This window comes from Streptomyces sp. WZ.A104 (genome assembly GCF_002382885.1).
In the GTDB taxonomy this organism is placed as follows: Bacteria; Actinomycetota; Actinomycetes; order Streptomycetales; family Streptomycetaceae; genus Streptomyces.
The window spans coordinates 34365-59680 of sequence record NZ_NWVL01000010.1 but is presented as its reverse complement, the minus strand read 5'-3'; the positions used below and the strand labels follow the sequence as shown (position 1 = coordinate 59680).

The following is a 25316-nucleotide window of genomic DNA, read 5'->3' as shown; positions in this document are numbered from 1 at the left end:
GCCCCCGGCCGCCCCCTCGTACGAGACCACCGACCGCCCCCGAAAGGAACCCCCGACCATGACGGACGCCGCGATACCCCGCTTCACCGGTGACGCCGACCCGTACGCGGGAGGCGACCCCTACGCCGACCACCGCACGGCCGACTTTCCCTTCACCCACCTCGTGGACCTGGCCGACCGTCGCCTCGGGGCCGGGGTCATCGCCGCCAACGACGAGTTCTTCGCCGAGCGCGAGAACCTGCTCAAGCCCGAGCCCGCCGTCTTCGACCCGGAGCACTTCGGGCACAAGGGTAAGATCATGGACGGCTGGGAGACCCGCCGCCGACGTGGGGTCAGCGCGGCCGAACCGCACCCCACCGCCGACGACCACGACTGGGCCCTCGTCCGCCTCGGCGCGCCCGGCGTCATCCGGGGCATCGTCCTGGACACCGCCCACTTCCGCGGCAACTACCCGCAGGCCGTCTCCGTCGAGGCGGTGTCCCTGCCCGGCTCCCCGTCCCCCGAGGACCTCCTCGCCCCCGACGTGAAGTGGACCACGCTCGTCCCGCGCACGCCGGTCGGCGGCCACGCGGCAAACGGGTTCGCCGTCGACGCCGAGCAGCGCTTCACCCACCTGCGGGTCAACCAGCACCCCGACGGCGGGATCGCCCGGCTGCGCGTCTACGGCGAGGTCGCCCCGGACCCGGCCTGGCTCGGCGCCCTCGGCACGTTCGACCTCGCCGCCCTGGAGAACGGCGGCCAGGTCGAGGACGCCTCCGACCGCTTCTACTCCCCGGCCACCAACACCATCCAGCCCGGCCGCTCCCGCAAGATGGACGACGGCTGGGAGACCCGCCGTCGGCGCGACAAGGGCAACGACTGGATCCGCTACCGCCTCGCCGCCCAGTCCGAGATCCGGGCCGTCGAGATCGACACCGCCTACCTCAAGGGCAACTCCGCGGGCTGGGCGAGCCTTTCGGTACGGGACGGGGAGAGCGGCGACTGGAGCGAGGTCCTGCCCCGGACCCGGCTCCAGCCCGACACCAACCACCGCTTCGTGCTGGAGGGGCCGGTGCGTGCCACCCACGTCACGATCGACATCTTCCCGGACGGCGGGATCTCCCGGCTCCGGCTGTACGGATCGCTCACGGACGAGGGTGCGACGGGGCTGGCGGCCCGTCACCGCGAGCTCGGGGGCTGACATCGGACCGGTGTGCCATCGCGGTCGCCGGGGGATCGCGGTGCGCCCGGACGATCCCGTTGCATGAGGGTGTGTCACCCTGGTCAGGGTGCGGCGAGCAGGGCCTCAGCGGGTCTCTCGTCGCACCTTCCGACGTCCCGACCAGGAGCCCCCCATGATCTTCATCGCCGTCAAGTTCACCGCCCTCGTCGCCGAGCGCGACAACTGGCTCCCCAGGCTGGAGGGCTTCACCGTCGCCACCCGCAGCGAGCCGGGCAACGTCTTCTTCGACTGGTCCTACAGCGTGGAGAACCCCAACGAGTTCGTCCTCCTGGAGGCCTTCGCCGACGCGGCGGCCGGGGAGGCACACGTGAACTCCGACCACTTCAAGGCGGCGATCGAGACGATGTCGGAGATGGTGGCCGAGGTCCCCGAGATCATCAATGTCGAGGTGGAAGGCACCGGCTGGTCCCGGATGGCGGAGGTCACCCCGCGCAACCGCTGAGCCGGGACAGCCCTCAGAACTCCTCGTGCGACTCCGGGTCGCCGCCGAAGCGCCGCTGCCGCCCGGACGCGATCGTCGTCAGCTCCTGGGCGCTCAGCTCGAATCCGAACAGGTCGAGGTTCTCGCGCTGCCGCCCCGGGTCCGCCGACTTCGGGATCGGCACCGCCCCCAGCTGGGTGTGCCAGCGCAGCACCACCTGGCCGGGGGTCACCCCATGGTCCTCCGCGATCGCCACGGTCGAGGGGTCATCCAGCACCTCGCGTCCCCGGGCCAGCGGGCTCCAGGCCTCCGTGACGACGCCCTTCGCCGCGTGCACCGCCCGCAGTTCCTCCTGCGGGAGCAGGGGATGCATCTCGATCTGGTTCACCGAGGGCAGCACGCCCGTCTCCCGCTCCAGCCGCTCCAGATGAGCGGCGGTGAAGTTGGATACGCCGATGGAGCGGACGAGACCGTCCTCGCGGAGCCTGATCATCGCCTTCCAGGTGTCCACGTACTTGTCGACGCGGGGGAGCGGCCAGTGGATCAGGTAGAGGTCGACGTACTCGACGCCCAGGCGGGCCCGTGACTCCTCGAACGAGGCGAGGGTCTCCTCGTACCCCTGGTGGCGGCCGGGGACCTTCGTGGTGACGAAGACGTCCTGGCGGGGGACGCCGCTGCGGACGATGCCCCGCCCGGTGCCGGTCTCGTTGCCGTAGTTCAGGGCCGTGTCGACCAGCCGGTAGCCGAGCTCCAGGGCCCCGGCGACGGCCTCCTCGGCGGCGGCGTCGTCCAGCGGGTAGGTGCCGAGCCCCACCGCCGGGATCTCGGTGCCGTCGTTGAGCGCGTGAACCGGTGTGCCGGACATGCCCGTCCCGTCCTTCCCGTCGCTGCCCCCGTCCCGGCCAGCGTAGGGGCGCGGCCGTGACGGGGCAGCTCGGCGAAGCGCGCCCGGCCGCCGGGCTCAGGCCGCGTGGCCGCCGTCCACGACGACCTCGGTCCCGGTGATGAAGGCCGCGTCCGGGCTCGCGAGATACGCGACCAGCGAGGCGACCTCGTCCACCGTCCCGAACCGGCCCAGGGCGGTTGCCGCGCGCTGGCCCTCGGCGAGCGGTCCGTCGGCCGGGTTGAGATCGGTGTCGACCGGCCCGGGCTGGACCAGGTTCACCGTGATGCCGCGCGGCCCCAGTTCCCGGGCCAGCGGCTTGGTCAGCCCGGCCAGGGCGGACTTGCTCAGGGCGTAGAGCGTGCCGCCCGGCCCGCCCGCGTACCGGCTCAGCGCGGTGCCGACGGAGACGATACGGCCGCCGTCGGCCATCCGCTCCGCCGCCGCCCGGCAGGCGAGGAACACCGCCCGCACGTTCACGGCCAGCACCCGGTCCACCTCCGGCCCGGCGAGCGCGGAGATCGGGCCGAGGACGCCGATGCCCGCGTTGTTGACCAGGACGTCGAGCCGGCCGAGGGCGTCCGCCGCCCGGTCCACGGCTCCGGCTGCGGCACCGGCGTCCGCGGCGTCGCAGCGCAGGGCGACACCGCGGCGGCCGAAGCCCTCGATCTTCGCGACGACCGCGCGGGCCGCCGCCTCGTCCTGCACATAGGTGACCGCGACGTCCACGCCGTCCTGGGCGAGCCGCAGCGCGATCGCGGCGCCGATGCCCCGGCTGCCTCCGGTGACGAGCGCGGCCCGCGGGGAAACGCTGGTGGAAAGGGTGCTGGACATGACTGGTTCCTTTGTCGCCGGGGACGCCGTCGCTCCGACGGCATGTCCCAGCCAACCCCGGTGGGACGCTGCGGACCGGCGGGTATCGGACACCCACGGCCGGTGCGCGGAGGCGGCTCCCGGCCGGACCGATGAGTTCCGGCCGGGAGCCGGGTCGTAAGGGCAAGACCGCCGGACCGCCACGAGGTCCGGCCGACAGCCGAAGGAGATCCGCCATGGCCGAGCTGACGCTCACCGCGTTCCTGACCCTGGACGGCGTGTACCAGGCCCCCGGCGGTGTAGACGAGGACACCAGCGGGGGTTTCGCGTACGGGGGATGGGTCTTCCCGTACGCCGACGAGGACATGGGCGCGTTCATGGAGGAGGTGTTCCGGCGCCCCGCGGCCTTCCTGCTCGGCCGGCGCACCTACGACATCTTCGCCGCGTACTGGCCGAAGGTCACCGAGGAGGACGACCTCATCGCCGCCGGACTCAACGAGCTGCCCAAGTACGTCGTCTCCTCGACGCTCCGGGACCCGCAGTGGCAGGGCACGACCGTGCTCGACGGCGACCTCGTCACGGAGGTCACCCGCCTCAAGGAGCGGACGCGGGGCGGTGAGCTCCAGGTGCACGGCAGCGGGCAGCTCGCCCGGGCCCTGCACGAGGCGGGGCTGATCGACACCTACCGCCTGCTCGTCTTCCCGGTCCTCCTCGGCGCGGGGCGGCGGCTCTTCGGCGAGGGCGGTGCCCCGACGGCCCTGGAGCCGACCTCGGCCCGCACCACGTCGAGCGGCATCGCGATCCAGACGTACCGGCGCGGCGGCCCGGCTCGGTTCGGCACCATCGGCGAATGACGCGGAACGCCCCTACGGGCGGAACGCCTCTACGCCATGGGTGAGTCCGGCTGGTGCGGCGTGTCCGGTAGCAGCGTCGGGTCCGTCGCCGCCCTCCGCAGCCGTCCCAGGATGGACCGGGCCGCCTTGTCGTAGCCGAGGTTGTTGTTCTGGAGCACCGATTCGGCGTTGGCCAGCTCCAGGAAGGCGATGACCTCGAACGCCAGCTGGCGCACGTCGGTGTCCGCGGCCAGCTCCCCGGCGGCCCTCGCCTCGTCGATCGTCTGCTCCACGAACGTGACCCAGCCCGTCTGCGCGGACGCCAGGGCGTCGTGCACCTTGCCGCTGCGGGCGTCGAACTCGGCGGTGGCGGCGTAGAAGAAGCAACCGCCCCGGAAGACCCGCTCGCGGGAGTACGCGGTCCACGCCTCGCACAGCCGCCAGACCCGGCGGAGCCCCGGGGGCACCGAGCGGGTGGGGCGCAGCACATGGTCGACGTAGACGGCCACCGCGGCCCGCACGGTGGCCAGCTGGAGTTCCTCCTTCGAGCCGAAGAGGGCGAACACGCCGCTCTTGCTCAGCCCCAGCTCGGTCGCCAGCCGCCCCAGCGACAGCCCCTCAAGACCCTCGACCGAGGCGATCTGCACCGCTCGCCCCAGAACCATCCGCCGGGTCTGGTTCCCCCGCTCGACCCGCCCGTCCGCCCTGACCAACATCATGTGACCACTCCGTGCCTCAGAGTTATCGAGGCGTCAGTCTAGGGAACGGGGGAGCGGGTGCCGGACCCCCGTCCGGCCGTCCGGACGGCCCTGACCACGGGCATTGCCCCTGTGACCACGGGCAATGCCTCGCGATGATCCGACCGTTGAGACAGGTGTTCCCTTCTTCGGAGCCCGGCGGGTAGCGTGATCGTTCCGAGTGCGAGCCGGTGAGGTCTCCACAACACCTTCCGTGGAGATCCAGGAGAACCCGGTGTCCGCTGTCGCCGTGCCCGACCTCGCAACCCCGCGCCGCGCCTGGGTCGCCGACCTGCCGGTGCTCGCCGTCGCCGTCGTGTGGGGAGCCAGCTACCTCGCCGCCAAGGGCATCACCAGCGCGCACACCGTCATAGCCGTCCTCGTCCTGCGCTTCGCGATCGTGCTGCCGGTGCTCGTGGCGACCGGATGGCGCAGGCTGCGGGCGCTGACCCTCCCGCAGTGGCGGGGTGCCGGACTGCTGGGCCTGGTGCTGAGCGGGGTCTTCCTGCTGGAGACGTACGGGGTGGTGCACACCTCCGCCACCAACGCCGGGCTGATCATCAGCCTCACCATGATCTTCACGCCGCTCGCCGAGGCCGCGGTCACCCGCGTCCGGCCGTCCGGGGGCTTCGTCGCGGCGGCCGGGCTCTCGGTGGCGGGGGTGGTGCTGCTGACCCAGGGCGGCGGGATCACCAGCCCCTCGACCGGTGATCTGCTGATGCTGCTCGCCGCCCTCGCCCGGACCGCGTACGTTCTGGCGATGGCCCGCATCAAGGCGGTCCGGGGTGCCGACTCACTCTCCCTGACCACCGTCCAGCTCGGCAGCGCGGTCGCGGTCTTCGCCGTCCTCGCCGCCGTCCCGGGGACCGGCGCCTCGCCCTGGAGCGCGGCGGCGGACTTCGGCCCCCGGGAATGGGCGGGCCTGGTCTTCCTCTCGGTGTTCTGCACGCTGTTCGCGTTCTTCGTGCAGATGTGGTCCGTACGCCGCACCTCGCCGTCCCGGGTCAGCCTGCTGCTCGGTACGGAACCGCTGTGGGCCGCCGCCGTCGGGATCAGCCTGGGCGGGGAGCGGCTGGGCGTCGTCGGGGTGGCCGGTGCGGTCCTCGTCCTGGCGGGCACCGCGTGGGGCCGGCGCAGCGTGGACCGGGAGCGCGGCGGGGCGTGAGCCGGGGCGCTCCGGTCAGGTCTTGATCGCGTCCGCGGCGATCATCACCGCCGCCCCCGTCACGATCAGCACGATGTTGACGAACAGCCCGCGGTCGCTGAGGAAGTCGATGTGCCGCACCACCGTCCACAGCCGGAACCAGCCCGTCCACTCGAACACCAGCCCGCCGACGCCCTGGATGAAGACGAGGAACCCGATCGTCTCGACGATTTTCTTCATACATCGAGCCTTGCGGCCACCCCCGGCCCGCCGCTTCGGCCACCGGTCCCGTCCGCCGCGCCGAAAGTAGCGAGCCGGACGACTTTGGTCGCCTTCGCGCCGCACGCTGCCCTTGCGGGCCGCCCTTCTGCGTAACTTTGTCGATATGACGCGCACCGAGTACCGCTGGCTGCTCCCCTCGGCGATGGCCGACCCCGAGCTGCCCGGCGACCGTGCCCGGGCGCGCCGGACCGTGCGGGACTGGGTCGTCGACATCGTGGCCTTTCTCTCCGCCGCGTTCATCGGCATGCTCGCCCTCGCCGCGGTCGACGCCGACGAGACCACGGCGGACGTGGTGGTGTTCGTGGACTCCGTGGTGGGCGCGGCGGCCTGCTGCGCGCTCTGGCTCCGGCGGCGCTGGCCCGTCGGGCTCGCCGTGTCCCTGACCGTCCTCTCCGTCGTCGAGCCCGTCGCCGCCGGAGCGATGCTGGTCGCCCTGTTCAGCCTGGCCGTCCACCGCCCCCTCAAGCCGACGCTGATCGTCGGCGCGGGCGCGCTGCTCGCGGTGCCCGTCCAGCCCCTCCTGCGCCCCGACCCGCAGACCGGTTTCCTCGTCTCGGTCCTCTTCGGGGTCATGTTGATCCTGTTGGCGCTCAGCTGGGGCATGGGTGTACGGTCGCGGCGTCAGCTCGTCCTGACCCTCCACGAGAGGGCCCACCGCGCCGAGGCGGAGGCGGAGCTGCGCGCCGAGCAGGCCCAGCGCCTCGCCCGGGAGGCGATCGCCCGCGAGATGCACGACGTCCTGGCCCACCGCCTCACCCTGCTCAGCGTGCACGCCGGGGCGCTGGAATTCCGGCCCGACGCCCCCGCGGCCCAGATCGGCCGGGCCGCCGGGGTCATCCGGGACAGCGCCCACGAGGCGCTCCAGGACCTCCGCGAGATCATCGGCGTCCTGCGCGGCCCCGGCGACACCGACGAGGGCGAGCGCCCGCAGCCCACCCTCACCAGTCTGGACGCCCTCATCGACGAGTCCCGGCTCGCGGGCATGAAGGTCGCCCTCGACAACCGGGTCACCGATCCGCAGGGCGCCCCCGCCGCCACCGGCCGCACGGTCTACCGCATCGCGCAGGAATGCCTGACCAACGCCCGCAAGCACGCCCCCGGCACCGAGGTCACCGTCACCGTGACCGGCGGCCCCGGCGAAGGCCTCACCATCGCGGTGGCGAACCCGGCCCCCGTCGAACCCTTCGAACGCGTCCCCGGCTCCGGCCAGGGGCTCATCGGCCTCACCGAACGTGCCACCCTGGCCGGGGGCGGCCTGGAGCACGGCCCGACGAAGGACGGCGGATTCGCGGTCCGCGCCCGGCTGCCGTGGCCCGCGGGATGAGGCGGGGCGCCGGCTGGCTACGGTGGCCGTCATGAACGCAACGCCCTCGCCCGGCCCGCCCGTACGGCTGCTGATCGTCGACGACGACCCGCTCGTCCGGGCCGGACTGACCCTGATGCTCGGCGGGGACGAAGGCATCGACATCGTGGGGGAGGGCGCGGACGGCAACGAGGTCGCGGAGCTGGTCGAACGGCTCCGCCCCGACGTCGTCCTCATGGACATCCGGATGCCGGGCATGGACGGGCTCACCGCCACCGAGAAGCTGCGCGGCCGCCCCGGGGCCCCCGAAGTCGTCGTCCTCACCACCTTCCACGCCGATGAACAGGTGCTCCGGGCCATCCGGGCCGGGGCGGCGGGATTCGTCCTGAAAGACACCCCGCCCGCCCGGATCGTGGACTCCGTCCGCCGGGTCGCCGCCGGGGACCCGGTCCTCTCGCCCGCCGTCACCCGCCAGTTGATGGACCGGGCCGCGGGCGGCGCGCACGACGAGCGGGCGAACCGCGCCGACCGAGCACGCAGGCGCTTCGGCCAACTGGCCGAGCGGGAGCAGGAGGTGGCCGTCGCGGTGGGACGCGGCAGCTCCAACGCGGAGATCGCGGGCTCGCTCTACCTCAGCGTCGCCACCGTCAAGGCCCACGTCTCGCGCATTCTCGCCAAACTCGAACTCAACAACCGCGTACAGATAGCCCTGTTGGTCCATGACGCCGGGCTCCTCGATCCGGGCGACGAGGGCGAGGGCGACCTCTGAGGGCTGTCCCGTGATCCCCGGCGGGCACACGACGACAGCGACGGCACCCGGCCGCGTTGTCGCAACGCCCGAACGGTGTCCGTCGCCCCCTCCGTACGCGCCCCTCCGCACGCGCCCCCTCCGTACGCGCCTCCTCCGCACGGGCTATGACCGCGTACATCGTCGGGCTGCTGACCGACAACCGCAAGAAGCCGGGCGAGGATCCGCTGAGCGCGCTGATCCGCGCCGCCGACGAGGACGGCGACCGGCTCTCCGGCGACGCTCGCCCGGCGGGCCGGGATGCTGGTGCGGGGGCCGCTGAGCGTGCCGGTCGCCTGGTAGGGGGGGCGGGCCCGGAGGGAGCCGGGACCTGGGAGCGCCGCCCCCCGCTCACCCGCCGGGGATCTCGGCCATCGCCACCGGCCGGCGTTCGCGGCGGGAGAGCTCGCACGCCTCGGCGATCCGCAGGGCGTGCAGGGCCTCCCGCCCGTCGCACGGGTTGGCCAGCTCGCCGCGCACCACGCGCAGGAACGCGTCCAGCTCCGCTTCGTACGCCGGGGCGAACCGCTCCAGGAAGCCCGGCCATGGCTTCGCCGGACCGCCGGGACCCCCCGGCTCGGCCGAGGTCACCGGCGTACGGTCGTCCAGGCCGACGGCGATCTGGTCCAGCTCGCCGGCCAGCTCCATGCGTACGTCGTACCCGGCGCCGTTGCACCGGGTGGCGGTGGCGGTGGCGAGCGTGCCGTCGTCCAGGGTGAGCAGGGCGGCGCCGGTGTCCACATCGCCCGCCGCGCGGAACATCGCGGGCCCGCGGTCCGACCCGGTGGCGTACACCTCGGACACCTCGCGGCCCGTCACCCAGCGCAGGATGTCGAAGTCGTGGACCAGGCAGTCCCGGTACAGCCCGCCGGAGAGCGGGAGGTAGGCGGCGGGCGGCGGGGCCGGGTCCGAGGTGACCGCCCGCACGGTGTGCAGCCGTCCTAGCCTGCCCTCCCGTACGGCGGCCCTGGCCTCGCCGTACCCCGCGTCGAAGCGGCGCATGAAGCCGAGCTGGAGAACGGTGCCCGCCGCCTCGACCTCAGCCAGCGCGGCCAGCGTCCCGGGCAGGTCCAGGGCGATCGGCTTCTCGCAGAACGCCGGCAGTCCGGCGCGGGCGGCCCGGGCGATGAGCCCGGCGTGGGCGGCGGTCGCCGAACAGATGATCACCGCGTCGGGCAGGCCCCCGGACCCCGTCTCACCCCCGCCCGTGAACAGCGCGTCCACCGGTACGGCCGTGGCCCCCGTCCGCGCGGCGGCTCCTGCGGCCCGCTCCGGGGCCGCGTCCGCCAGCAGCAGGGCGTCCACGGCGGGGTGACGGCTCAGCGCCTCCGCGTGGAACGTGCCGATCCGTCCCGTTCCGATCAGTCCGATGCGCATGGCCCCCAAGGTGACGTTCGCCCGGTCATCATGTCAAGCGTTTGTCCTGACAAATGGCGCCCGCATCGATCGCGGTTCCCGTCCCGGCGTGCCATGGCTTTGTCCGGACAAGCGAACTACGCTCGCCCCGTGACCGCACAAGGAACCGATCAGCCGCTGCCGCTGAGCGTGGACCGCACCAGCCCGGTGCCGCTCTACTTCCAGCTGGCGCAGCAGCTGGAGGCCGCAGTCGAACAGGGCCGGCTGCCCCCCGGCACCCTGCTCGGCAACGAGATCGACCTCGCCGCCCGCCTCGGTCTGTCCCGTCCCACCGTCCGCCAGGCCATCCAGTCCCTGGTCGACAAGGGGCTCATGGTGCGCCGGCGCGGCGTCGGCACCCAGGTCGTCCACAGCCAGGTCCGCCGCCCGCTGGAGCTCAGCTCGCTCTACGACGACCTGGAGGCGGCCGGTCAGCGCCCCGCCACCCGCGTCCTGCGCAACACCACCGAACCGGCCACCGCCGAGGTCGCCGCCGCGCTCGGCGTCGCCGAGGGCAGCGAGGTCCAGGTCGTCGAGCGGCTGCGCAGCGCCCACGACGAGCCGATGGCCCTCCTGCGCAACCACCTGCCCCCGGGCCTGCTCCCCCTCACCGCCGAGGACCTGGAGGCCACCGGTCTGTACCGGCTGATGCGCGCCTCGGGCATCACCCTGCACAGCGCCCGTCAGTCGGTCGGCGCCCGCGCGGCCACGGCGGGCGAGGCGCGGGCCCTGCACGAGGAGCCGGGCGCGCCGCTGCTGACGATGGAGCGCACGACGTACGACGACACGGGCCGGGCGGTCGAGTTCGGCTCGCACGTCTACCGGGCGGCGCGGTACGCGTTCGAGTTCCAGCTGCTGGTACGCGCCTGAGCGGAGCGCCGGACCGAGCCCGCCCGGCGTTCGAGGGCGGAACGGACGGAACCCTTGCGCGGGTGGGGCCGCAGGCAGAAGATCCTGAGGTACGGGACCCCGAGGGCAGCCGATGCATGCGCACGTCGACGGCTCCGTCCTCGAACGCCGGACGGGCTGGGGGCGGGCCCCGGGCGGGCTGGAAGGGGCTCGGAAGGGCGGGGGACCTGCCCCTGCCGGGCGGGCGCCCTCCCGGCTCGGGGATACTGGGCAGTCGGCCCGGGGCCGTACGCTCCCCGGCCCGGTCAAGCGCACAGCGAGCAGCAGGAGAAGGGCACCGCGTCGTGGCAAGGGTTCGGACAGGGGTACGCGCGATGGGCGCCGTGCTGGCAGTGGTGCTCGGCGCCTCCCTCGCGGGATGCAGCAGCACCGGCGGCAAGCGGGCGGAAGAGCGCGCGGCCGAGGCCGCCGAGGGGCGGGCCGCGGTGAACACGCCCCGCTGGACCTTCGCCATGGTCACCCACTCGGGCGACGGCGACACTTTCTGGGACATCGTCCAGAAGGGCGCCGAGCAGGCGGCCGTCAAGGACAACATCAACTTCCTCTACTCGCACAACGACGAGGCCAACCAGCAGGCCCAACTCGTCCAGACCGCGATCGACAAGAAGGTCGACGGGCTGATCGTCTCGCTGGCCAAGCCGGCCGCCATGAAGGCCGTGGTCGCCAAGGCCGTCAAGGCGGGCATCCCGGTCGTCACGGTCAACTCCGGCTCCGCCGAGTCCAAGGAGTTCGGCGCCCTGACCCACATCGGCCAGGACGAGTCCATCGCCGGTGAGGCCGTCGGCGACGAGCTGAACGAGCGGGGCCGCAAGAAGGCCCTCTGCGTCCTGCACGAGCAGGGCAACGTCGGCCACGAGCAGCGCTGCGCCGGGGCGAAGAAGACCTTCGACGGCACGATGCAGAACCTGTACGTCGACGGCACCAACATGCCCGACGTCACCGCGTCCATCGAGGCCAAGCTCCAGTCCGACAAGAGCATCGACGCGGTCGTCACCCTCGGCGCCCCCTTCGCCGACGCCGCCGTCCAGGCCAAGCGGACGGCGGGCAGCAAGGCGGAGATCAACACCTTCGACCTGAACGCCAAGGTCGCCACCGGCCTCCAGGCCGACCAGCTCGGCTTCGCCGTCGACCAGCAGCCCTACCTCCAGGGGTACGAGGCCGTTGACCTGCTCTGGCTCTACCGCTCCAACCTCAACGTCCTCGGCGGCGGCCGGCCCGTCCTGACCGGGCCGCAGATCATCACCGCCGACGACGCGGAAGCCCTGGCCGACTACACCAAGCGGGGCACCCGATGAGCGGCTCCACCGCCGCACCGGAAAAGCCGACGCGGGTGGACGAGCGGCTGGTGCGCACCTCAGCGCTGCGCAAGCTGCTCGGCCGCCCCGAGCTCGGCTCGGTCGTCGGCGCGGCAGCCGTCTTCCTCTTCTTCGCGATCGTCGCCGACAGCTTTCTCCAGGCCTCCAGCTTCGGGACCGTGCTGTACGCGGCCTCCGTCCTCGGCATCATGGCCGCGCCGGTGGCGCTGCTGATGATCGGCGGCGAGTTCGACCTCTCCGCCGGGGTGATGGTGACCAGCTCCGCGCTGATCTCCTCGATGTTCAGCTACCAGATGACGGCCAACGTCTGGGTCGGCGTCTTCGTGTCGCTGCTGGTCACGCTCGCCATCGGCGCGTTCAACGGGTTCATGCTGACCCGCACCAGGCTGCCCAGCTTCATCATCACGCTCGGTACGTTCCTGATGCTGACAGGCCTCAACCTCGGCTTCACCAAGCTGATCAGCGGCACCGTCTCCACCAAGGCCATCGGGGACATGGAGGGCTTCGAGTCCGCCCGGACCCTGTTCGCGTCGACGCTCACCCTCGGCGGCGTCGAGTTCAAGGTGACGATCCTGTGGTGGGCGGCGCTCGTCGCGATCGCCACCTGGATCCTGCTCCGTACCCGCTTCGGCAACTGGATCTTCGCCGTCGGCGGCGAGGCCGACGCGGCCCGCGCGGTCGGCGTCCCCGTCATCCGTACGAAGATCGGGCTCTACCTCGGCGTCGCCTTCGCCGCCTGGGTCTCCGGCCAGCACCTGCTGTTCAGCTACGACGTCGTCCAGTCCGGCGAGGGCGTCGGCAACGAGCTGACGTACATCATCGCCGCCGTCATCGGCGGCTGCCTGATCACCGGCGGCTACGGCTCCGCGATCGGCTCGGCGGTCGGTGCCTTCATCTTCGGCATGACCAGCAAGGGCATCGTGTACGCCGAGTGGAACCCGGACTGGTTCAAATTCTTCCTGGGAGCGATGCTGCTCCTGGCCACCCTGCTCAACGCGTGGGTGCGCAAGCGCGCGGAGGCGACGTCATGACGGCCACTCCTGAAGAGACCTCCGGACCTGCCCCCGGCCCGCTGGTCGAGCTGGACGACGTAGCCAAGTTCTACGGCAACATCAAGGCCCTGGAACACGTCTCGCTGGAGGTCCACGCGGGCGAGATCACCTGCGTCCTCGGCGACAACGGCGCTGGCAAGTCCACTCTGATCAAGATCATCGCGGGGCTGCACCGGCACGACGCCGGACGCTTCCTGATCGACGGGGAGGAGACCACGCTCGCCAACCCGCGCGACGCCCTGGACCGGGGCATCGCCACCGTCTACCAGGACCTCGCCGTCGTCCCGCTGATGCCGGTCTGGCGGAACTTCTTCCTCGGCTCCGAACCGACCACCGGCGTCGGCCCCTTCAAGCGCCTCGACGTCCGCAGGATGCGCGAGACGACCCGTACAGAACTGCTCCGCATGGGCATCGACCTGCGCGACGTCGACCAGCCCATCGGCACCCTGTCCGGCGGCGAGCGCCAGTGCGTGGCCATCGCCCGTGCCGTCTACTTCGGCGCCAAGGTCCTCGTGCTCGACGAGCCGACCGCCGCCCTCGGTGTCAAGCAGTCCGGCGTGGTTCTCAAGTACGTCGCGGCCGCCCGCGACGCCGGGCTCGGCGTGGTCCTCATCACGCACAACCCGCACCACGCCCACCTCGTCGGCGACCGGTTCATCCTGCTCAAGCGCGGCGCGATGTCCGGCAGCCACACCAAGGAGAGCGTCACGCTCGACGAGCTGACCCGGCAGATGGCGGGCGGCAGCGAGCTGGAGGAGCTCAGCCACGAGCTGGAACGCACCCCGACGCCCACCCTCCCGGGCAGTTCGGCCGCGACCGACGAAGCGTCCTGACGGCCGACCCGCCCCGGCGCGGCCGACCCCGACCGGCGGCCCCCGGGGCCCGGCAGTGGCAGAATCGAGCCCGGCGGGCGCCGTCCGCCGCCGGGTGCCCCAGCCGACCGGCCTCCTCAACCCCGCAGGGACGATGAGCACGTACCGCGACTTCGCCCACCGCGGCTCCGCCCGCGCCACCGTCCTCAAGACGGTCGGCACCAAGGAACGCCGCTCGCACCTGACCGCGCCCCGTGTCCCCACGGTCGGGATCGACATCGGCGGTACGAAGGTGATGGCGGGCGTCGTCGACGCCGACGGCAACATCCTGGAACAGCTACGCACCGAGACGCCCGACAAGTCCAAGAGCCCCAAGGTCGTCGAGGACACCATCGTCGAACTGGTCCTGGACCTCTCCGACCGCCACGACGTCCACGCGGTGGGCATCGGCGCGGCGGGCTGGGTGGACGCCGACCGGTCCAAGGTCCTGTTCGCCCCGCACCTCGCCTGGCGCGACGAACCCCTGCGCGACGCCATCGCCTCCCGCCTCGTCGTCCCCGTCATGGTCGACAACGACGCCAACACAGCGGCCTGGGCGGAATGGCGCTTCGGCGCGGGCCGGGGTGAGGACCACCTCGTCATGATCACCCTCGGTACGGGGATCGGCGGCGCGATCCTGGAGGGCGGCCAGGTCAAGCGCGGCAAGTACGGCGTGGCCGGTGAGTTCGGCCACATGCAGGTCGTGCCCTCGGGCCACCGCTGCCCCTGCGGCAACCGGGGCTGCTGGGAGCAGTACAGCTCCGGCAACGCCCTGGTCCGCGAGGCCAAGGAGCTGGCCGCCGCCGACTCCCCGGTCGCCCACTACCTGCTGGACCGCGTCAAGGGGAACATCCCCGACATCACCGGTCCGCTCATCACCGAACTGGCCCGCGAGGGCGATGCGATGTGCATCGAGCTGCTCCAGGACATCGGCCAGTGGCTCGGCGTCGGCATCGCCAACCTGGCCGCCGCGCTCGACCCCTCGTGCTTCGTCATCGGAGGCGGCGTCAGCGCCGCCGACGACCTGCTGATCAACCCCGCCCGGGACGCCTTCAAACGCCACCTCACCGGCCGCGGCTACCGCCCCGAGGCAAGGATCGCCAAGGCGCAGCTCGGCCCCGAGGCGGGTATGGTCGGCGCCGCGGACCTGGCCCGGCTGGTCGCCCGCCGGTTCCGCCGCGCCAACCGGCGCCGTGTCGAGCGCTACGAGCGGTATGCCCAGATCTACGACCAGGCGGCGAGTACCATCCGCAACACCCGCTCCACCCGCACCGCCGACTGAACCGTGGCCGCCCCTCCGGCGTCCCACCCCAACGCCATGACCGCAGCACCCTAGGGACCACCTGATCATGATCGCAGCCGAGCACCCCGTGGTGCGCCACCAGTCGGAGTCTCCGGGTGACGGCGAGGGCAAGCCGCCCGAGGACCGCCGACGGGTCTTCAGGCGGCGGTTCATCACCGCCACGATCATCGTGCTGCTGATCGGCATCCCGGCGGGCTACCTGCTGATCTCGGCGGGCCAGAGCCGCCGCTCGGGCAAGGACAAGGAGGCCGAGGCGGCCGCCCAGGGCCTCCGCGAGGGCTGGCCCTCCAAGATGCAGCGCCGGATCTTCGAGGTACCGATTCCCGGCAACGGCAGCGGAGTCCAGTACTACGAGACGAACAACTGGAAAGCCAGCCGGATGTACGTGAAGTTCCGGACGACCTCCGCCGGTCTCGACCGCTTCCTGACCGGCGTCGGCACCGGACGCGCGGCGCTGGAGCCCAACGAGATCGACATCAGCGCGCGGGACATCAGGATCACCGGCTGGCACTTCGGCCCGGACCAGCACTGGGCCAGCACCACGCACAGGAACAAGAAGCCGCGCCCCACCCAGAACATCACGGTCAACATGACCGATCCGGCCAGCCCTGTCATCTATGTCGTATCGGCGGCGACCCCCTGACCCGGAGCCGGAGGTGCGCTCACTAACCTGGAGCGAGTGAGCGAAGTGAGCGAGACGACCCCGCAGCCCGTGCAGACCCCCCGTCCCGGTGGGCCCGCCCCGCACTCCGGAACGCCTCAGCCGGTGGCCCCGGCCCCGCAGCAGGGACCGGACGCCGCGCCCGGGTACGCCGCCCCGCTGGCCGCCGCACCCGCGTCACCCGCTCCGCTCGGCCCGGCCGCCCCGGCTTCCGCCCGGCCTGTCGCTACCGCCCCGCAGGCCGTCGTACCCGCCGCACCCGCCCCGCAGGCAGCACCCCCGGCCGGGGCCCCGCGGACGCTTCAGTACCGCTTCGACGGGCCCGAGGACGCCCCGGTCCTGGTGATCGGGCCCTCGCTCGGGACCACCTGGCACATGTGGGACCGCCAGGTTCCCGAGCTGTCCCGGCACTGGCGGGTCTTCCGCTACGACCTGCCCGGCCACGGAGGCGCCCCCGCCCACGTCGCCGCATCCGTCGCCGAGCTGGGCGACCGGCTGCTCGCCACGCTGGACGGGCTCGGGGTCCAGCGTTTCGGCTACGTGGGCTGCTCGATCGGCGGGGCGATCGGTGCCGACCTGGCGCTGCGGCACCCGAACCGGGTCGCCTCGCTGGCGCTCGTCGCCTCCTCGCCCCGGTTCGGCACGGCCGACGAGTTCCGCCGGCGCGGGGTGATCGTGCGTACCAACGGGCTGGAGCCGATCGCCCGCACCGCACCGGAGCGGTGGTTCACCCCAGGGTTCGCCGCCGCGCAGCACGCGATCGTCGAGTGGGCCGTGCAGATGGTCCGCACCACCGATCCGGGGTGCTACATCGCGGCCTGCGAGGCGCTCGCGGCGTTCGACATCCGTGGTGCGCTGGACCGGATCGGCGCGCCCACCCTGGTGCTCGTCGGGGCGGAGGACCAGGTCACCGGGCCCGCCGAGGCCCGGACGCTGGTCGCCGGGATACCGGACGCGCGCCTCGCGCTCGTGCCCGGCGCGTCCCACCTCGCCCCGGTCGAGCAGCCCGCCGCCGTCAGCGACCTGCTCCTGACGCACTTCTCCACCGCCTGGCAGCAGGACACCTCGGCCGCGATCCCCGTGCTGCCCTCCGTCCCCGGGCCCGCCGCCCCGGCCGCCCCGTTCGCGCCCGTGGCCGACATCGCCCCGGCCACCGCGGCGCCCGAGGCTCCGGCGCCGGCACCGGACGAGCGGTACGAGCGCGGGACGAAGGTGCGCCGCGAGGTGCTGGGGGACGCCCACGTCGACGCGGTGAACGCCTCGGCCGACGCTTTCACCGAGGACTTCCAGGAGCTGGTCACCCGTTACGCCTGGGGCGACGTCTGGAGCCGCGAGGGCCTGGACCGCCGTACCCGCAGCGTCATCACGCTCACCGCGCTCGTCGCCTCCGGCCATCCGGAGGGCCTGGCCGCCCACACCCGGGCCGCTCTGCGCAACGGCCTGACGCCCGTCGAGATCAAGGAGGTCCTGCTCCAGACCGCCGTCTACTGCGGCTTCCCGGCGGCAGGCGCCGCCTTCTCCGTCGCGCAGTCCGTGATCCAGGAGGAAACCACCCCGCCCGCGTAGCAGGATGGCCCCATGAACGCATCGCCTCGGGCACTGACCCTCACCAAGAAGACCCACTCCTGCGTGCGGATCGAGAAGGAGGGGCGCGTCCTGGTCATCGACCCCGGCGGCTTCTCCGAGGACGACGCGGCCATCGGTGCCGACGTTCTGCTGGTCACGCACGAACACCCGGACCACTTCAACGAGGCCCGGCTGCGGGCGGGCCTGGAGGCGAACCCGGCGGCCGAGATCTGGACCCTGCGCAGCGTGGCCGACCAGCTCTCGGCCGCCTTTCCCGGACGGGTGCACACCGTGGGCGACGGCGACGCGTTCTCGGCCGGCGGGTTCGACGTCACCGTGCACGGCGAACTGCACGCGGTGATCCACCCGGACATCCCGAGGATCACCAACATCGGCTATCTCGTCGACGGTTCGGTCTTCCACCCCGGCGACGCGCTCACTGTTCCCGAGCGGCCCGTGGACACCCTGCTGCTGCCGGTGATGGCCCCCTGGAACAAGATCTCCGAGGTCATCGACTACGTACGCGAGGTGAAGCCGCGGCGCGCCATCGACGTGCACGACGCCCTGCTGACCGATCTCGCGCGGCCGATCTACGACAACCAGATCGGGGCCCTGGGCGGCGCGGACCACGGGCGGCTCGCCCCTGGCGGGGTCACCGAGCTGTGAGCCCCGCTGTCAGTGGGAGCCGATAGGTTTACTGCCATGCGCATCGCCACCTATAACGTCAATTCGATCACCGCCCGGCTGCCGAGGCTGCTGGCCTGGCTGGAGAGCAGCGGCACCGATGTGCTGTGCATCCAGGAGACCAAGTGTGCGGCGGAGCAGTTCCCCGCCGACGCCCTGCGCGAGCTGGGGTACGAGTCCGCCGTCAACGCCACGGGCCGGTGGAACGGAGTCGCGCTCCTCTCCCGGGTCGGCCTCTCCGACGTCGTCACGGGGCTGCCCGGCGGCCCGGAGTACGAGGGGGTGGAGGAGCCCCGCGCGATCTCCGCGACCTGCGGGCCGGTGCGCCTGTGGTCGGTCTACGTTCCCAACGGCCGGGAGGTGGGGCACCCCCACTATCCGTACAAGCTGGCCTGGCTGGAGGCGCTGCGCAAGGCCGTGGCGGCGGACGCCGCGGGGACTCTCCCGTTCGCTGTCCTGGGCGACTTCAACGTGGCCCCGACCGACGAGGACGTCTGGGACCCGGCTCTCTTCGTGGGGGCCACGCACGTCACCCCCGCCGAGCGCGCCGCCCTCGCGGCCCTGGAGGCGGAGGGCCTGAGCGAGGTCCTGCCCCGCCCCCTCAAGTACGACCGCGCGTACACCTTCTGGGACTACCGCGAGCTGCGGTTCCCCAAGAACAAGGGCATGCGGATCGACCTGACCTTCGGCAACGCCCCCTTCACCGCCGCCGTCAAGGACAGCTACGTCGACCGCGAGGAGCGCAAGGGCAAGGGGGCGTCCGACCACGCCCCGGTGGTGGTCGACCTCGATCTCTGAGCCCGGGGAGGCAGAAGAGGGCTGCGCATCGCGTGACAACCCAAGGTTGACACCCTTGAGGTGTCAACCTGCGGTTGTCGCATGACGCAGCCTCTTGCCGGTGCGCCCTGTGTTCGCCTCGATGATCTGAGCGAGGCCATCGAGAAGGGGTTCAGTGCACCGAGAACCCGCCGTCCACGAACACCGACTGCCCGGTGACGTAGGCCGAGGACCGCCCCGCCAGAAACACCGCAGCGCCCGCGAAGTCCTCCGCGAGCCCGTTGCGCCCGACCAGGGTCCGGGCGGCCAGCGACGCCACCTTCTCCGGGTCCGACTGGAGCCGCGCGTTCAGCGGGGTCAGCACGAACCCCGGTACCAGGGTGTTCACGGTGACGCCGTACGGCGACCACGCCTCCGCCTGTGACCGGGCCAGCGACTCCAGACCGCCCTTGGACACCCCGTACGCACCGCTGTCGACAAAGGCCCGGTGCGCCTGCTGAGAAGTGACGTGGATGATCCGCCCGTAACCCCGCTCGGCCATACCGGGACCAAAGCGCTGCCCCAGCAGGAACGGGGCCTTCAGGTTCACCGCCATCGTGGCGTCCCAGACGTCCTCGCCGAGGTCGTTCATCGGCGGGCGCAGGTTGATCCCCGCGCAGTTGACCAGGATGTCCGGCTCCCCGAAGGGCTCGACGGCCCCCGCCGCGCCCGCGTGTACCCCCTCGGTGGTGCCCAGGTCCGCGCTCACCCAGGCCGCCCGGCAGCCCTCGGCGGTCAGCTCGTCGACGGTCGCCCTCAGCTCGGCCTCCCGGCGGGCCACCACGACGACGGACGCACCCGCCCGGGCCAGTGCGCCGGTGATCGCCAGACCGATGCCGGAGCTGCCGCCGGTCACCACCGCCACCCGGCCTTCCAGCGAGAACAGTTCCGCCACGTACCCCTGTGAACTCATGTCCGTACCCTAAGCACCCGCTTGGGGGCGGGGCCGGGGCAGGGTGCCGGAACGGCGAAGGCCGCGCGCCCTGTGGTGCGGAACCTGGCCGGGATGGGACCCTAGTGGTATGAACATCCCTTTCTTGGACAACTGGCGTAAGCGTCAGGGCGGTACGCAGGGGAGCGGGCTCGCGGCCGCCGTCGAGGCGGATCCCGACGGTGTGGCCGAACTGCTCGCCGAGTGCGAACTGCTGCGTGTCCGGGCGGGGCAGCAAGGACTCGAACTCGACGACACCCCAGCCTCGTTGTCCGCGCTCGACCAGCTGCCGCCCCGCTGGCGCGAGGATCCGGAGGAGCTGCCTTGGCTCGGCAACGACGCCGGTCTCTACCTCGGCACGGTGATCGTGCGGACCGTCGCCGGTGCCTCGTGGGACATCTGGCCGAGTGGCCGCCCCGTCGTGCGGCTGATCTCCGGCCGGGAGATCGACGTCGTCGCGGCCGGTCTCGACTGGGCGATGTCGGGCAGCCCTGAGCTGTCCCAGGTCTACGCGGAGTCCGCCGAGAGCTGACCGGCGAGCCGTCTCCCGTCACCTAATCTAGATAAACAGCCTTATTGCACCATTTGCGCGTGTCGGCTGCGAAGTCCCTTATCGGGATGGATAGTTTGCGCTGACCTCGACACAGCGACAGACACAGCGACAAGTGGGTAGGGCAGCGCATGGCCGACGATCCGTTGATCGAACTGAGGGACGTCAACAAGCACTTCGGAGAGCTGCACGTACTTCAGGACATCAATCTCACCGTCGGCCGCGGGGAGGTGGTGGTGGTCATCGGCCCCTCCGGCTCCGGGAAGTCCACGCTCTGCCGGGCGATCAACCGCCTGGAGACGATCGAGTCCGGGCGGATCACGATCGACGGCAGACCCCTCCCCGAGGAGGGCAAGGGCCTGGCCCAGCTCCGCGCCGAAGTCGGCATGGTCTTCCAGTCGTTCAATCTCTTCGCCCACAAGACCGTGCTGGACAACGTCTCCCTCGCGCAGCTCAAGGTACGCAAGCGCAAGCGGGACGAGGCCGACGCGCGGTCCAGGGAGCTGCTGGAGCGGGTCGGTCTCTCCGCCCACGCCGACAAGTACCCCGCCCAGCTCTCCGGTGGCCAGCAGCAGCGCGTGGCCATCGCCCGCGCCCTGGCCATGGACCCCAAGGCGCTCCTCTTCGACGAGCCCACCTCTGCGCTCGACCCGGAGATGATCAACGAAGTGCTGGAGGTCATGCAGCAGCTCGCCCGGGAGGGCATGACCATGGTCGTGGTCACCCACGAGATGGGCTTCGCCCGCTCCGCGGCCAACCGCGTGGTGTTCATGTCCGACGGGTGCATCGTCGAGGACCGCACCCCGGAGGACTTCTTCACGTCCCCGTCGAGCGACCGTGCCAAGGACTTCCTGTCCAAGATCCTCAAGCACTGAGGGGGCTTTCCATGTTGCGTACGAGGAACTCGCGTACGGGCCGGGCCGCCGCCCTCGTGACCGGTCTCCTGCTCGCCGCACTCGCCGCGGGCTGCGGCAAGGACGGAAGCCCGCCGGTCAAGGGCCCCAGGCTCGAAGCCCTGCCGGTGTACGAGGTCGACACCGGCTTCGAGCTGCCCGAATCACCGACCTGGGCCAAGGCCAAGCGGCGCGGCCACCTGGTGATCGGCGCCAAGGAGGACCAGCCGTACCTGGGGGAGAAGGACCCGGCGAGCGGGATCTACTCCGGGTTCGACATCGAGATCGCCCGGATGCTGGCGGCCTCGATCGGCTTCGAGCCGAAGACGATCAGCTTCCGCACGATCGCCTCCGCCAACCGCGAGACCGCCCTCCAGAACGGCCAGATCGACTACTACGTGGGCACCTACACCATCAACGACATGCGCAAGAAGCTCGTGGGCTTCGCCGGGCCGTACTACATGGCGGGCCAGGGCCTGCTGGTGCGTACCGACGAGGACGACATCAGCGGCCCCCAGGACCTGGACGGCAAGACCGTCTGCTCGGCCGCCGGCTCCACGCCCTACCAGCGCATCGCCGCCGACTTCCCCAAGGCGGTGCTCGTCGCCTACGACACGTACTCCATCTGCGTCGACAACCTGCTGACCTACCAGGTCGACGCCGTCACCACCGACGACGCGATCCTGCTGGGCTTCGCGGCCAAGGCGCCCGACGAGATGAAGGTCGTCGGCAGGCCGTTCTCCGAGGAGCCGTACGGCGTCGGCGTCCCGCGCAACGACAACGCCCTGCGGCTCGCCCTCGACGACGCCCTGGAGGCCAACGAGGAGAACGGCAACTGGAAGAAGGCGTTCGAAGCGACGCTCGGCCTCTCCGGAGTGCCCGCGCCGACCCCGCCGCCCATCGACCGCTACCCGGCGAACTGAGGGGACGGCCCCACTCATGGATGTACTGACAGACAACTTCTCCCTCTACGGCGAGGGCTTCCTCGGCACCGTCGAACTGACCGTCTACGCCTCCGCGCTGGCGCTCGTCCTCGGCTTCCTGATGGCCTCCTTCCGGGTCGCGCCCGTCGGCTCCTTCCGGGTCTTCGGCACCGTCTGGGTCACCGTGCTCCGCAACACCCCGCTGACGCTGCTGTTCTTCGCGGTCCTGCTCGGCCTGCCCCGCTTCGGGCTCGTCCTGCCGTTCCAGGCCTTCGCGGTCATCGCGCTGGGCTGCTACACCTCGGCGTTCATCTGCGAGGTGCTGCGCTCCGGCATCAACACCGTGCCCAAGGGCCAGGGCGAGGCCGCCCGCAGCCTCGGCATGAACTTCGGCCAGACCCTGAGCACCGTGGTGCTGCCGCAGGCGTTCCGGTCGGTGATCCCGCCGGTCGGCTCGACCCTGATCGCGCTGGCCAAGAACTCCGCGATCGCCGGGGCGTTCAGCGTCACCGAGCTGCTCGGCACCTACAAGACGCTCAACGAGCTGGGCTACAGCATCATCTGGACCTTCATCTGGATCGCCGTCGGCTACCTGATCATCACCCTGACCATCAGTGCGCTGTTCAACGTGATGGAGAAGCGCTGGGGAGTCGCCCGATGACCACCACCCGTACCCGCAAGCCGTCGCTGCCCGCGGCCACCGCGCTCTACGACATCCCCGGCCCGGTGGCCCGCAAGCGGCACCTCACCTACGGGCTCGCCTCGACGGCGGTGATCCTCGGGCTGTTCGCCTGGATTCTCTATCTGCTGTTCGACACCGGCCAGTTCACCGCGGAGAAGTGGCGGCCCTTCGCATACGCGGGCATCCAGGAACTGCTGCTGCGCGGGCTCGGCAACACCCTCAAGGCCTTCGCGTACGCCGCGGTCCTCTCCCTCGCGCTGGGAGCGGTCCTCGCGGTCGGCCGGCTCTCCGTGCACCGGCCGGTCCGCTGGATCTCCACCGTGCTGGTCGAGTTCTTCCGGGCCATGCCGGTGCTGGTGATGATCTTCTTCATCTTCGTCGCGCTGAAGGTGCAGGCGCTGCCCGCCCTGGTGGCCGGGCTGACGCTCTACAACGGCTCCGTGCTCGCCGAGGTGTTCCGGACCGGGATCAACTCCGTGGACCGGGGCCAGCGCGAGGCCGCGTACGCGCTGGGAATGCGCAAGACGCAGGTCACGACCTTCGTCCTGGCCCCGCAGGCGGTACGCGCGATGCTGCCGACCATCATCAGTCAGCTGGTGGTCGCGCTCAAGGACACCTCACTGGGCTATCTGATCACCTATGAGGAATTCCTCCACGCGGGGAAGCTGATCGCGTCGAATCTCGACTACGATCTTCCTTTCATCCCCGTGGTGATGGTGATCTCTCCGATCTACATCGGGATGTGCATGCTGCTCTCGTGGTTCGCCACCTGGGTGGCCAGGAGGCAGCGGCGCAACCTGAAGACCAAAGCGGTCGAGGTGGACCCGGCCGAACCAGGGACGCTGCTGCCGGGAGGGCAGTAGCCGGGCAGTGCCCGCCCGGCAGCAGTCGGTGATCACTTCTCGCGCGGCGGGACCGGGATGACCCGGGTCCGTACCGGGCGAGGAGAAGGTCAGCTGCGCGCCGGTCGGGTTGTGCTCGATGCAAGACGCCGAGCGGCCCCACGTCGTGGAGAAACGCGACGAGGGTGCCGCTCGACTTCCTGCCGGTGACCGTGGCGTCCCGCGCGGCTACTTCACTTCAGGGAGCTCTTCGCCTGCCAGTCGGCCCACGACACGTTCCACGCGCCGTATCCGTTGCCCTCGGCGACGGTGCCCTTGGCGTCCGCGCCGGTGATCTCGAACGGGTCGCCCACCCGCACCTGTCCGTACAGCGCGGCGGCGTTCGCGTCGCTCATTCCGACGCAGCCCGAACTCCGGTTGGCCTGGCCGAAATAGCCCGCGTTCCACGGGGCCGCGTGTGCGTACATCCCCGACCACGTCAGCCGCATCGAGTAGTCGACCATCTTGTCGTAGGCGTCGCCGAGGCCCACCGTCTCGGAGCGCATGTTGATCGTGCCCTCCTTCGACATCAGGACCGCCGTGCCCCGCCAGGACGCCTTCTCACCGCCCGGGGTGCCCGCCGACATCGGGATGTCCAGGACCTGCTTCCCGTCCCGGTGCAGGGCGAGGCGGTGCCGGTCGAGGTCGACCTTGACGACCTGGGCCGCGCCGATGGTGAACGTCGTCGTGTAGTCGCGGACGAACCAGCCGCCGTCCGTACCCGTGTCGATGCCGTTCAGCTGCGCGTCCAGGGTGACCTTCGTGCCGGGCTTCCAGTACTCCTTCGGCCGCCAGTCGACACGGTCCTTGCCCGAGTAGTCCCGGAGCCAGCCCCAGGAGCCCTCGGTGTCGTTGGAGGTGGACACCTTGAGGGCCTTCTCCACGGCCGCCTTGTCCTTCACCGGGTGGTCGAAGACGACGGACAGCGGCTGGGCGATGCCCACGGTCGTGTTCTTCCCGGGCGCGAGCGACAGCTTGTTGACCTTCTCGGCCCCGGCGGTGGTGAAGACTGCCTGGTCACTGCCGCCGTCGGAGTCCTTCGCCCGCACCGTGTACGCGGTGCCCGGCGCGGCTACCCGCTCGGATATCCAGGTCCGGCCGTCGGCGGATATCTTCCCGGTCAGCGCGCCGCTCTCGCCCGCCGTCACCGCCACCGACTTCAGCTTCCCGTGCGCCAGGGTCACCTTCACCGGCTGCCCCGGCGCCGCAGCCTTGCCCTTGAGGTTCACCGAGATGCTGGTGTCGGGCGCCGCATCGGGGGCGTCCTCGGCAGAGGTGGAGCCACCGGCGTAGCAGCCGGTGAGCGCGGCGGCGAGGAGCGCCGCCGGACCGGCCAGAACGGTACGTCGGATGCCGGGGCGCGCGGACCGCGACAGGCGCGCGGACCGCGACAGGCGCGCGGAGCGTGACGGGTGTGCGGGGCGTGCGGAACGTGACGGGCGTGCGGAACTCAACGAAACCTCCCAGGCAGGACACTC

General features: G+C 71.6%; 27 protein-coding genes and 1 pseudogene. 21 read left to right on the top strand and 7 right to left on the bottom strand.

What is annotated here, in order from left to right:
• Positions 1–58 precede the first annotated feature (58 nt).
• Positions 59–1180, top strand: a complete 1122-nt coding sequence (gene alc, locus CIB93_RS07755; protein WP_096625409.1) for an allantoicase — start codon at positions 59–61, stop codon at positions 1178–1180.
• Between the two features lie 154 nt (positions 1181–1334).
• Positions 1335–1664, top strand: coding sequence for a putative quinol monooxygenase (locus CIB93_RS07750; protein ID WP_096625407.1), 330 nt, complete (start codon positions 1335–1337; stop codon positions 1662–1664).
• Positions 1665–1677: 13 nt separating this feature from the next.
• Here CIB93_RS07750 and CIB93_RS07745 read toward each other — a convergent pair whose 3' ends face one another.
• The gene (locus CIB93_RS07745) at positions 1678–2508 is read right to left on the bottom strand and encodes an aldo/keto reductase (protein WP_096625405.1); all 831 of its coding nucleotides are present in this window, start codon (positions 2506–2508) and stop codon (positions 1678–1680) included.
• 96 nt (positions 2509–2604) lie between these two features.
• Positions 2605–3360, bottom strand: coding sequence for an SDR family NAD(P)-dependent oxidoreductase (locus tag CIB93_RS07740; RefSeq protein WP_096625403.1), 756 nt, complete (start codon positions 3358–3360; stop codon positions 2605–2607).
• Positions 3361–3575: 215 nt separating this feature from the next.
• Between CIB93_RS07740 and CIB93_RS07735 the strand changes: the two genes are divergently transcribed.
• A complete protein-coding gene (locus CIB93_RS07735) occupies positions 3576–4193 on the top strand; it encodes a dihydrofolate reductase family protein (protein ID WP_096625401.1) in 618 nt (205 codons plus the stop codon).
• A gap of 29 nt (positions 4194–4222) precedes the next feature.
• On the opposite strand, the gene CIB93_RS07730 is transcribed toward CIB93_RS07735, so the two are convergent.
• The gene (locus CIB93_RS07730; RefSeq protein ID WP_096625399.1) at positions 4223–4891 is read right to left on the bottom strand and encodes a TetR/AcrR family transcriptional regulator; all 669 of its coding nucleotides are present in this window, start codon (positions 4889–4891) and stop codon (positions 4223–4225) included.
• A 253-nt stretch (positions 4892–5144) separates the two neighbouring features.
• Between CIB93_RS07730 and CIB93_RS07725 the strand changes: the two genes are divergently transcribed.
• The gene (locus CIB93_RS07725) at positions 5145–6074 is read left to right on the top strand and encodes a DMT family transporter (protein WP_096625528.1); all 930 of its coding nucleotides are present in this window, start codon (positions 5145–5147) and stop codon (positions 6072–6074) included.
• A gap of 15 nt (positions 6075–6089) precedes the next feature.
• On the opposite strand, the gene CIB93_RS07720 is transcribed toward CIB93_RS07725, so the two are convergent.
• Positions 6090–6293, bottom strand: a complete 204-nt coding sequence (locus tag CIB93_RS07720; protein WP_096625397.1) for a hypothetical protein — start codon at positions 6291–6293, stop codon at positions 6090–6092.
• Between the two features lie 145 nt (positions 6294–6438).
• On the opposite strand from CIB93_RS07720, the gene CIB93_RS07715 reads away from it, so the two are divergent.
• The 3 genes and pseudogenes from CIB93_RS07715 to CIB93_RS38725 all read left to right on the top strand — a co-directional run.
• A complete protein-coding gene (locus CIB93_RS07715) occupies positions 6439–7659 on the top strand; it encodes a sensor histidine kinase (RefSeq protein ID WP_096625395.1) in 1221 nt (406 codons plus the stop codon).
• A gap of 31 nt (positions 7660–7690) precedes the next feature.
• Positions 7691–8407, top strand: a complete 717-nt coding sequence (locus CIB93_RS07710; RefSeq protein WP_096625526.1) for a response regulator transcription factor — start codon at positions 7691–7693, stop codon at positions 8405–8407.
• A 116-nt stretch (positions 8408–8523) separates the two neighbouring features.
• A pseudogene (locus CIB93_RS38725) lies at positions 8524–8667 on the top strand (cytochrome P450); the annotation flags it as partial.
• Between the two features lie 109 nt (positions 8668–8776).
• Here CIB93_RS38725 and CIB93_RS07700 read toward each other — a convergent pair.
• Positions 8777–9802, bottom strand: coding sequence for a Gfo/Idh/MocA family oxidoreductase (locus CIB93_RS07700; protein WP_096625393.1), 1026 nt, complete (start codon positions 9800–9802; stop codon positions 8777–8779).
• A gap of 129 nt (positions 9803–9931) precedes the next feature.
• Between CIB93_RS07700 and CIB93_RS07695 the strand changes: the two genes are divergently transcribed.
• From CIB93_RS07695 to CIB93_RS07655, 9 genes are all read left to right on the top strand, one after another.
• Positions 9932–10690, top strand: a complete 759-nt coding sequence (locus tag CIB93_RS07695) for a GntR family transcriptional regulator (RefSeq protein WP_179500022.1) — start codon at positions 9932–9934, stop codon at positions 10688–10690.
• Between the two features lie 353 nt (positions 10691–11043).
• Positions 11044–12024, top strand: coding sequence for a sugar ABC transporter substrate-binding protein (locus CIB93_RS07690; RefSeq protein WP_096625389.1), 981 nt, complete (start codon positions 11044–11046; stop codon positions 12022–12024).
• Positions 12021–13076 carry an ABC transporter permease gene (locus CIB93_RS07685; RefSeq protein WP_096625387.1) on the top strand — a complete coding sequence of 352 codons (1056 nt, stop codon included), beginning with the start codon at positions 12021–12023 and terminating at the stop codon, positions 13074–13076. Before CIB93_RS07690 ends, CIB93_RS07685 begins: the two co-directional genes overlap by 4 nt.
• Entirely contained in the window at positions 13073–13930 is an 858-nt protein-coding gene (locus CIB93_RS07680) for an ATP-binding cassette domain-containing protein (protein WP_096625385.1), read from the top strand. Before CIB93_RS07685 ends, CIB93_RS07680 begins: the two co-directional genes overlap by 4 nt.
• Before the next feature lie 133 nt (positions 13931–14063).
• A complete protein-coding gene (locus CIB93_RS07675) occupies positions 14064–15230 on the top strand; it encodes an ROK family glucokinase (protein ID WP_096625383.1) in 1167 nt (388 codons plus the stop codon).
• A gap of 67 nt (positions 15231–15297) precedes the next feature.
• Complete coding sequence (locus CIB93_RS07670; RefSeq protein WP_096625381.1) at positions 15298–15894, top strand: hypothetical protein; 597 nt, start codon at positions 15298–15300, stop codon at positions 15892–15894.
• Positions 15895–15939: 45 nt separating this feature from the next.
• Positions 15940–17478 carry an alpha/beta fold hydrolase gene (locus tag CIB93_RS07665; protein ID WP_096625379.1) on the top strand — a complete coding sequence of 513 codons (1539 nt, stop codon included), beginning with the start codon at positions 15940–15942 and terminating at the stop codon, positions 17476–17478.
• Positions 17479–17490: 12 nt separating this feature from the next.
• Positions 17491–18144: an MBL fold metallo-hydrolase gene (locus CIB93_RS07660; protein ID WP_096625377.1), complete on the top strand. Its 654-nt coding sequence runs from the start codon at positions 17491–17493 to the stop codon at positions 18142–18144.
• A 36-nt stretch (positions 18145–18180) separates the two neighbouring features.
• On the top strand, positions 18181–18960 hold the full coding sequence (locus CIB93_RS07655; RefSeq protein WP_096625376.1) for an exodeoxyribonuclease III: 780 nt from the start codon (positions 18181–18183) through the stop codon (positions 18958–18960).
• Positions 18961–19111: 151 nt separating this feature from the next.
• On the opposite strand, the gene CIB93_RS07650 is transcribed toward CIB93_RS07655, so the two are convergent.
• Complete coding sequence (locus CIB93_RS07650) at positions 19112–19891, bottom strand: SDR family NAD(P)-dependent oxidoreductase (protein ID WP_096625374.1); 780 nt, start codon at positions 19889–19891, stop codon at positions 19112–19114.
• A 109-nt stretch (positions 19892–20000) separates the two neighbouring features.
• On the opposite strand from CIB93_RS07650, the gene CIB93_RS07645 reads away from it, so the two are divergent.
• The 5 genes from CIB93_RS07645 to CIB93_RS07625 all read left to right on the top strand — a co-directional run bounded on the left by CIB93_RS07645 (position 20001) and on the right by CIB93_RS07625 (position 23820).
• A complete protein-coding gene (locus tag CIB93_RS07645; RefSeq protein ID WP_096625372.1) occupies positions 20001–20441 on the top strand; it encodes a DUF6278 family protein in 441 nt (146 codons plus the stop codon).
• A gap of 149 nt (positions 20442–20590) precedes the next feature.
• On the top strand, positions 20591–21334 hold the full coding sequence (locus tag CIB93_RS07640) for an amino acid ABC transporter ATP-binding protein (RefSeq protein WP_096625370.1): 744 nt from the start codon (positions 20591–20593) through the stop codon (positions 21332–21334).
• Positions 21335–21345: 11 nt separating this feature from the next.
• On the top strand, positions 21346–22275 hold the full coding sequence (locus tag CIB93_RS07635) for a glutamate ABC transporter substrate-binding protein (RefSeq protein WP_096625368.1): 930 nt from the start codon (positions 21346–21348) through the stop codon (positions 22273–22275).
• Between the two features lie 16 nt (positions 22276–22291).
• A complete protein-coding gene (locus tag CIB93_RS07630; protein WP_096625366.1) occupies positions 22292–22936 on the top strand; it encodes an amino acid ABC transporter permease in 645 nt (214 codons plus the stop codon).
• A complete protein-coding gene (locus tag CIB93_RS07625) occupies positions 22933–23820 on the top strand; it encodes an amino acid ABC transporter permease (protein WP_096625364.1) in 888 nt (295 codons plus the stop codon). Before CIB93_RS07630 ends, CIB93_RS07625 begins: the two co-directional genes overlap by 4 nt.
• A 212-nt stretch (positions 23821–24032) precedes the next feature.
• Here CIB93_RS07625 and CIB93_RS07620 read toward each other — a convergent pair whose 3' ends face one another.
• On the bottom strand, positions 24033–25214 hold the full coding sequence (locus CIB93_RS07620; RefSeq protein WP_373558722.1) for an Ig-like domain-containing protein: 1182 nt from the start codon (positions 25212–25214) through the stop codon (positions 24033–24035).
• Positions 25215–25316: the final 102 nt, after the last annotated feature.

Bases quoted from the DNA above. Each gene is read 5' to 3' on its own strand.
- alc (WP_096625409.1), top strand. From the start codon at position 59: ATGACGGACGCCGCGATACCCCGCTTCACCGGTGACGCCGACCCGTAC.
- CIB93_RS07750 (WP_096625407.1), top strand. From the start codon at position 1,335: ATGATCTTCATCGCCGTCAAGTTCACCGCCCTCGTCGCCGAGCGCGAC.
- CIB93_RS07745 (WP_096625405.1), bottom strand. From the start codon at position 2,508: ATGTCCGGCACACCGGTTCACGCGCTCAACGACGGCACCGAGATCCCG.
- CIB93_RS07740 (WP_096625403.1), bottom strand. From the start codon at position 3,360: ATGTCCAGCACCCTTTCCACCAGCGTTTCCCCGCGGGCCGCGCTCGTC.
- CIB93_RS07735 (WP_096625401.1), top strand. From the start codon at position 3,576: ATGGCCGAGCTGACGCTCACCGCGTTCCTGACCCTGGACGGCGTGTAC.
- CIB93_RS07730 (WP_096625399.1), bottom strand. From the start codon at position 4,891: ATGATGTTGGTCAGGGCGGACGGGCGGGTCGAGCGGGGGAACCAGACC.
- CIB93_RS07720 (WP_096625397.1), bottom strand. From the start codon at position 6,293: ATGAAGAAAATCGTCGAGACGATCGGGTTCCTCGTCTTCATCCAGGGC.
- CIB93_RS07715 (WP_096625395.1), top strand. From the start codon at position 6,439: ATGACGCGCACCGAGTACCGCTGGCTGCTCCCCTCGGCGATGGCCGAC.
- CIB93_RS07710 (WP_096625526.1), top strand. From the start codon at position 7,691: ATGAACGCAACGCCCTCGCCCGGCCCGCCCGTACGGCTGCTGATCGTC.
- CIB93_RS07700 (WP_096625393.1), bottom strand. From the start codon at position 9,802: ATGCGCATCGGACTGATCGGAACGGGACGGATCGGCACGTTCCACGCG.
- CIB93_RS07690 (WP_096625389.1), top strand. From the start codon at position 11,044: ATGGGCGCCGTGCTGGCAGTGGTGCTCGGCGCCTCCCTCGCGGGATGC.
- CIB93_RS07685 (WP_096625387.1), top strand. From the start codon at position 12,021: ATGAGCGGCTCCACCGCCGCACCGGAAAAGCCGACGCGGGTGGACGAG.
- CIB93_RS07680 (WP_096625385.1), top strand. From the start codon at position 13,073: ATGACGGCCACTCCTGAAGAGACCTCCGGACCTGCCCCCGGCCCGCTG.
- CIB93_RS07675 (WP_096625383.1), top strand. From the start codon at position 14,064: ATGAGCACGTACCGCGACTTCGCCCACCGCGGCTCCGCCCGCGCCACC.
- CIB93_RS07670 (WP_096625381.1), top strand. From the start codon at position 15,298: ATGATCGCAGCCGAGCACCCCGTGGTGCGCCACCAGTCGGAGTCTCCG.
- CIB93_RS07660 (WP_096625377.1), top strand. From the start codon at position 17,491: ATGAACGCATCGCCTCGGGCACTGACCCTCACCAAGAAGACCCACTCC.
- CIB93_RS07655 (WP_096625376.1), top strand. From the start codon at position 18,181: ATGCGCATCGCCACCTATAACGTCAATTCGATCACCGCCCGGCTGCCG.
- CIB93_RS07650 (WP_096625374.1), bottom strand. From the start codon at position 19,891: ATGAGTTCACAGGGGTACGTGGCGGAACTGTTCTCGCTGGAAGGCCGG.
- CIB93_RS07645 (WP_096625372.1), top strand. From the start codon at position 20,001: ATGAACATCCCTTTCTTGGACAACTGGCGTAAGCGTCAGGGCGGTACG.
- CIB93_RS07640 (WP_096625370.1), top strand. From the start codon at position 20,591: ATGGCCGACGATCCGTTGATCGAACTGAGGGACGTCAACAAGCACTTC.
- CIB93_RS07635 (WP_096625368.1), top strand. From the start codon at position 21,346: ATGTTGCGTACGAGGAACTCGCGTACGGGCCGGGCCGCCGCCCTCGTG.
- CIB93_RS07630 (WP_096625366.1), top strand. From the start codon at position 22,292: ATGGATGTACTGACAGACAACTTCTCCCTCTACGGCGAGGGCTTCCTC.
- CIB93_RS07625 (WP_096625364.1), top strand. From the start codon at position 22,933: ATGACCACCACCCGTACCCGCAAGCCGTCGCTGCCCGCGGCCACCGCG.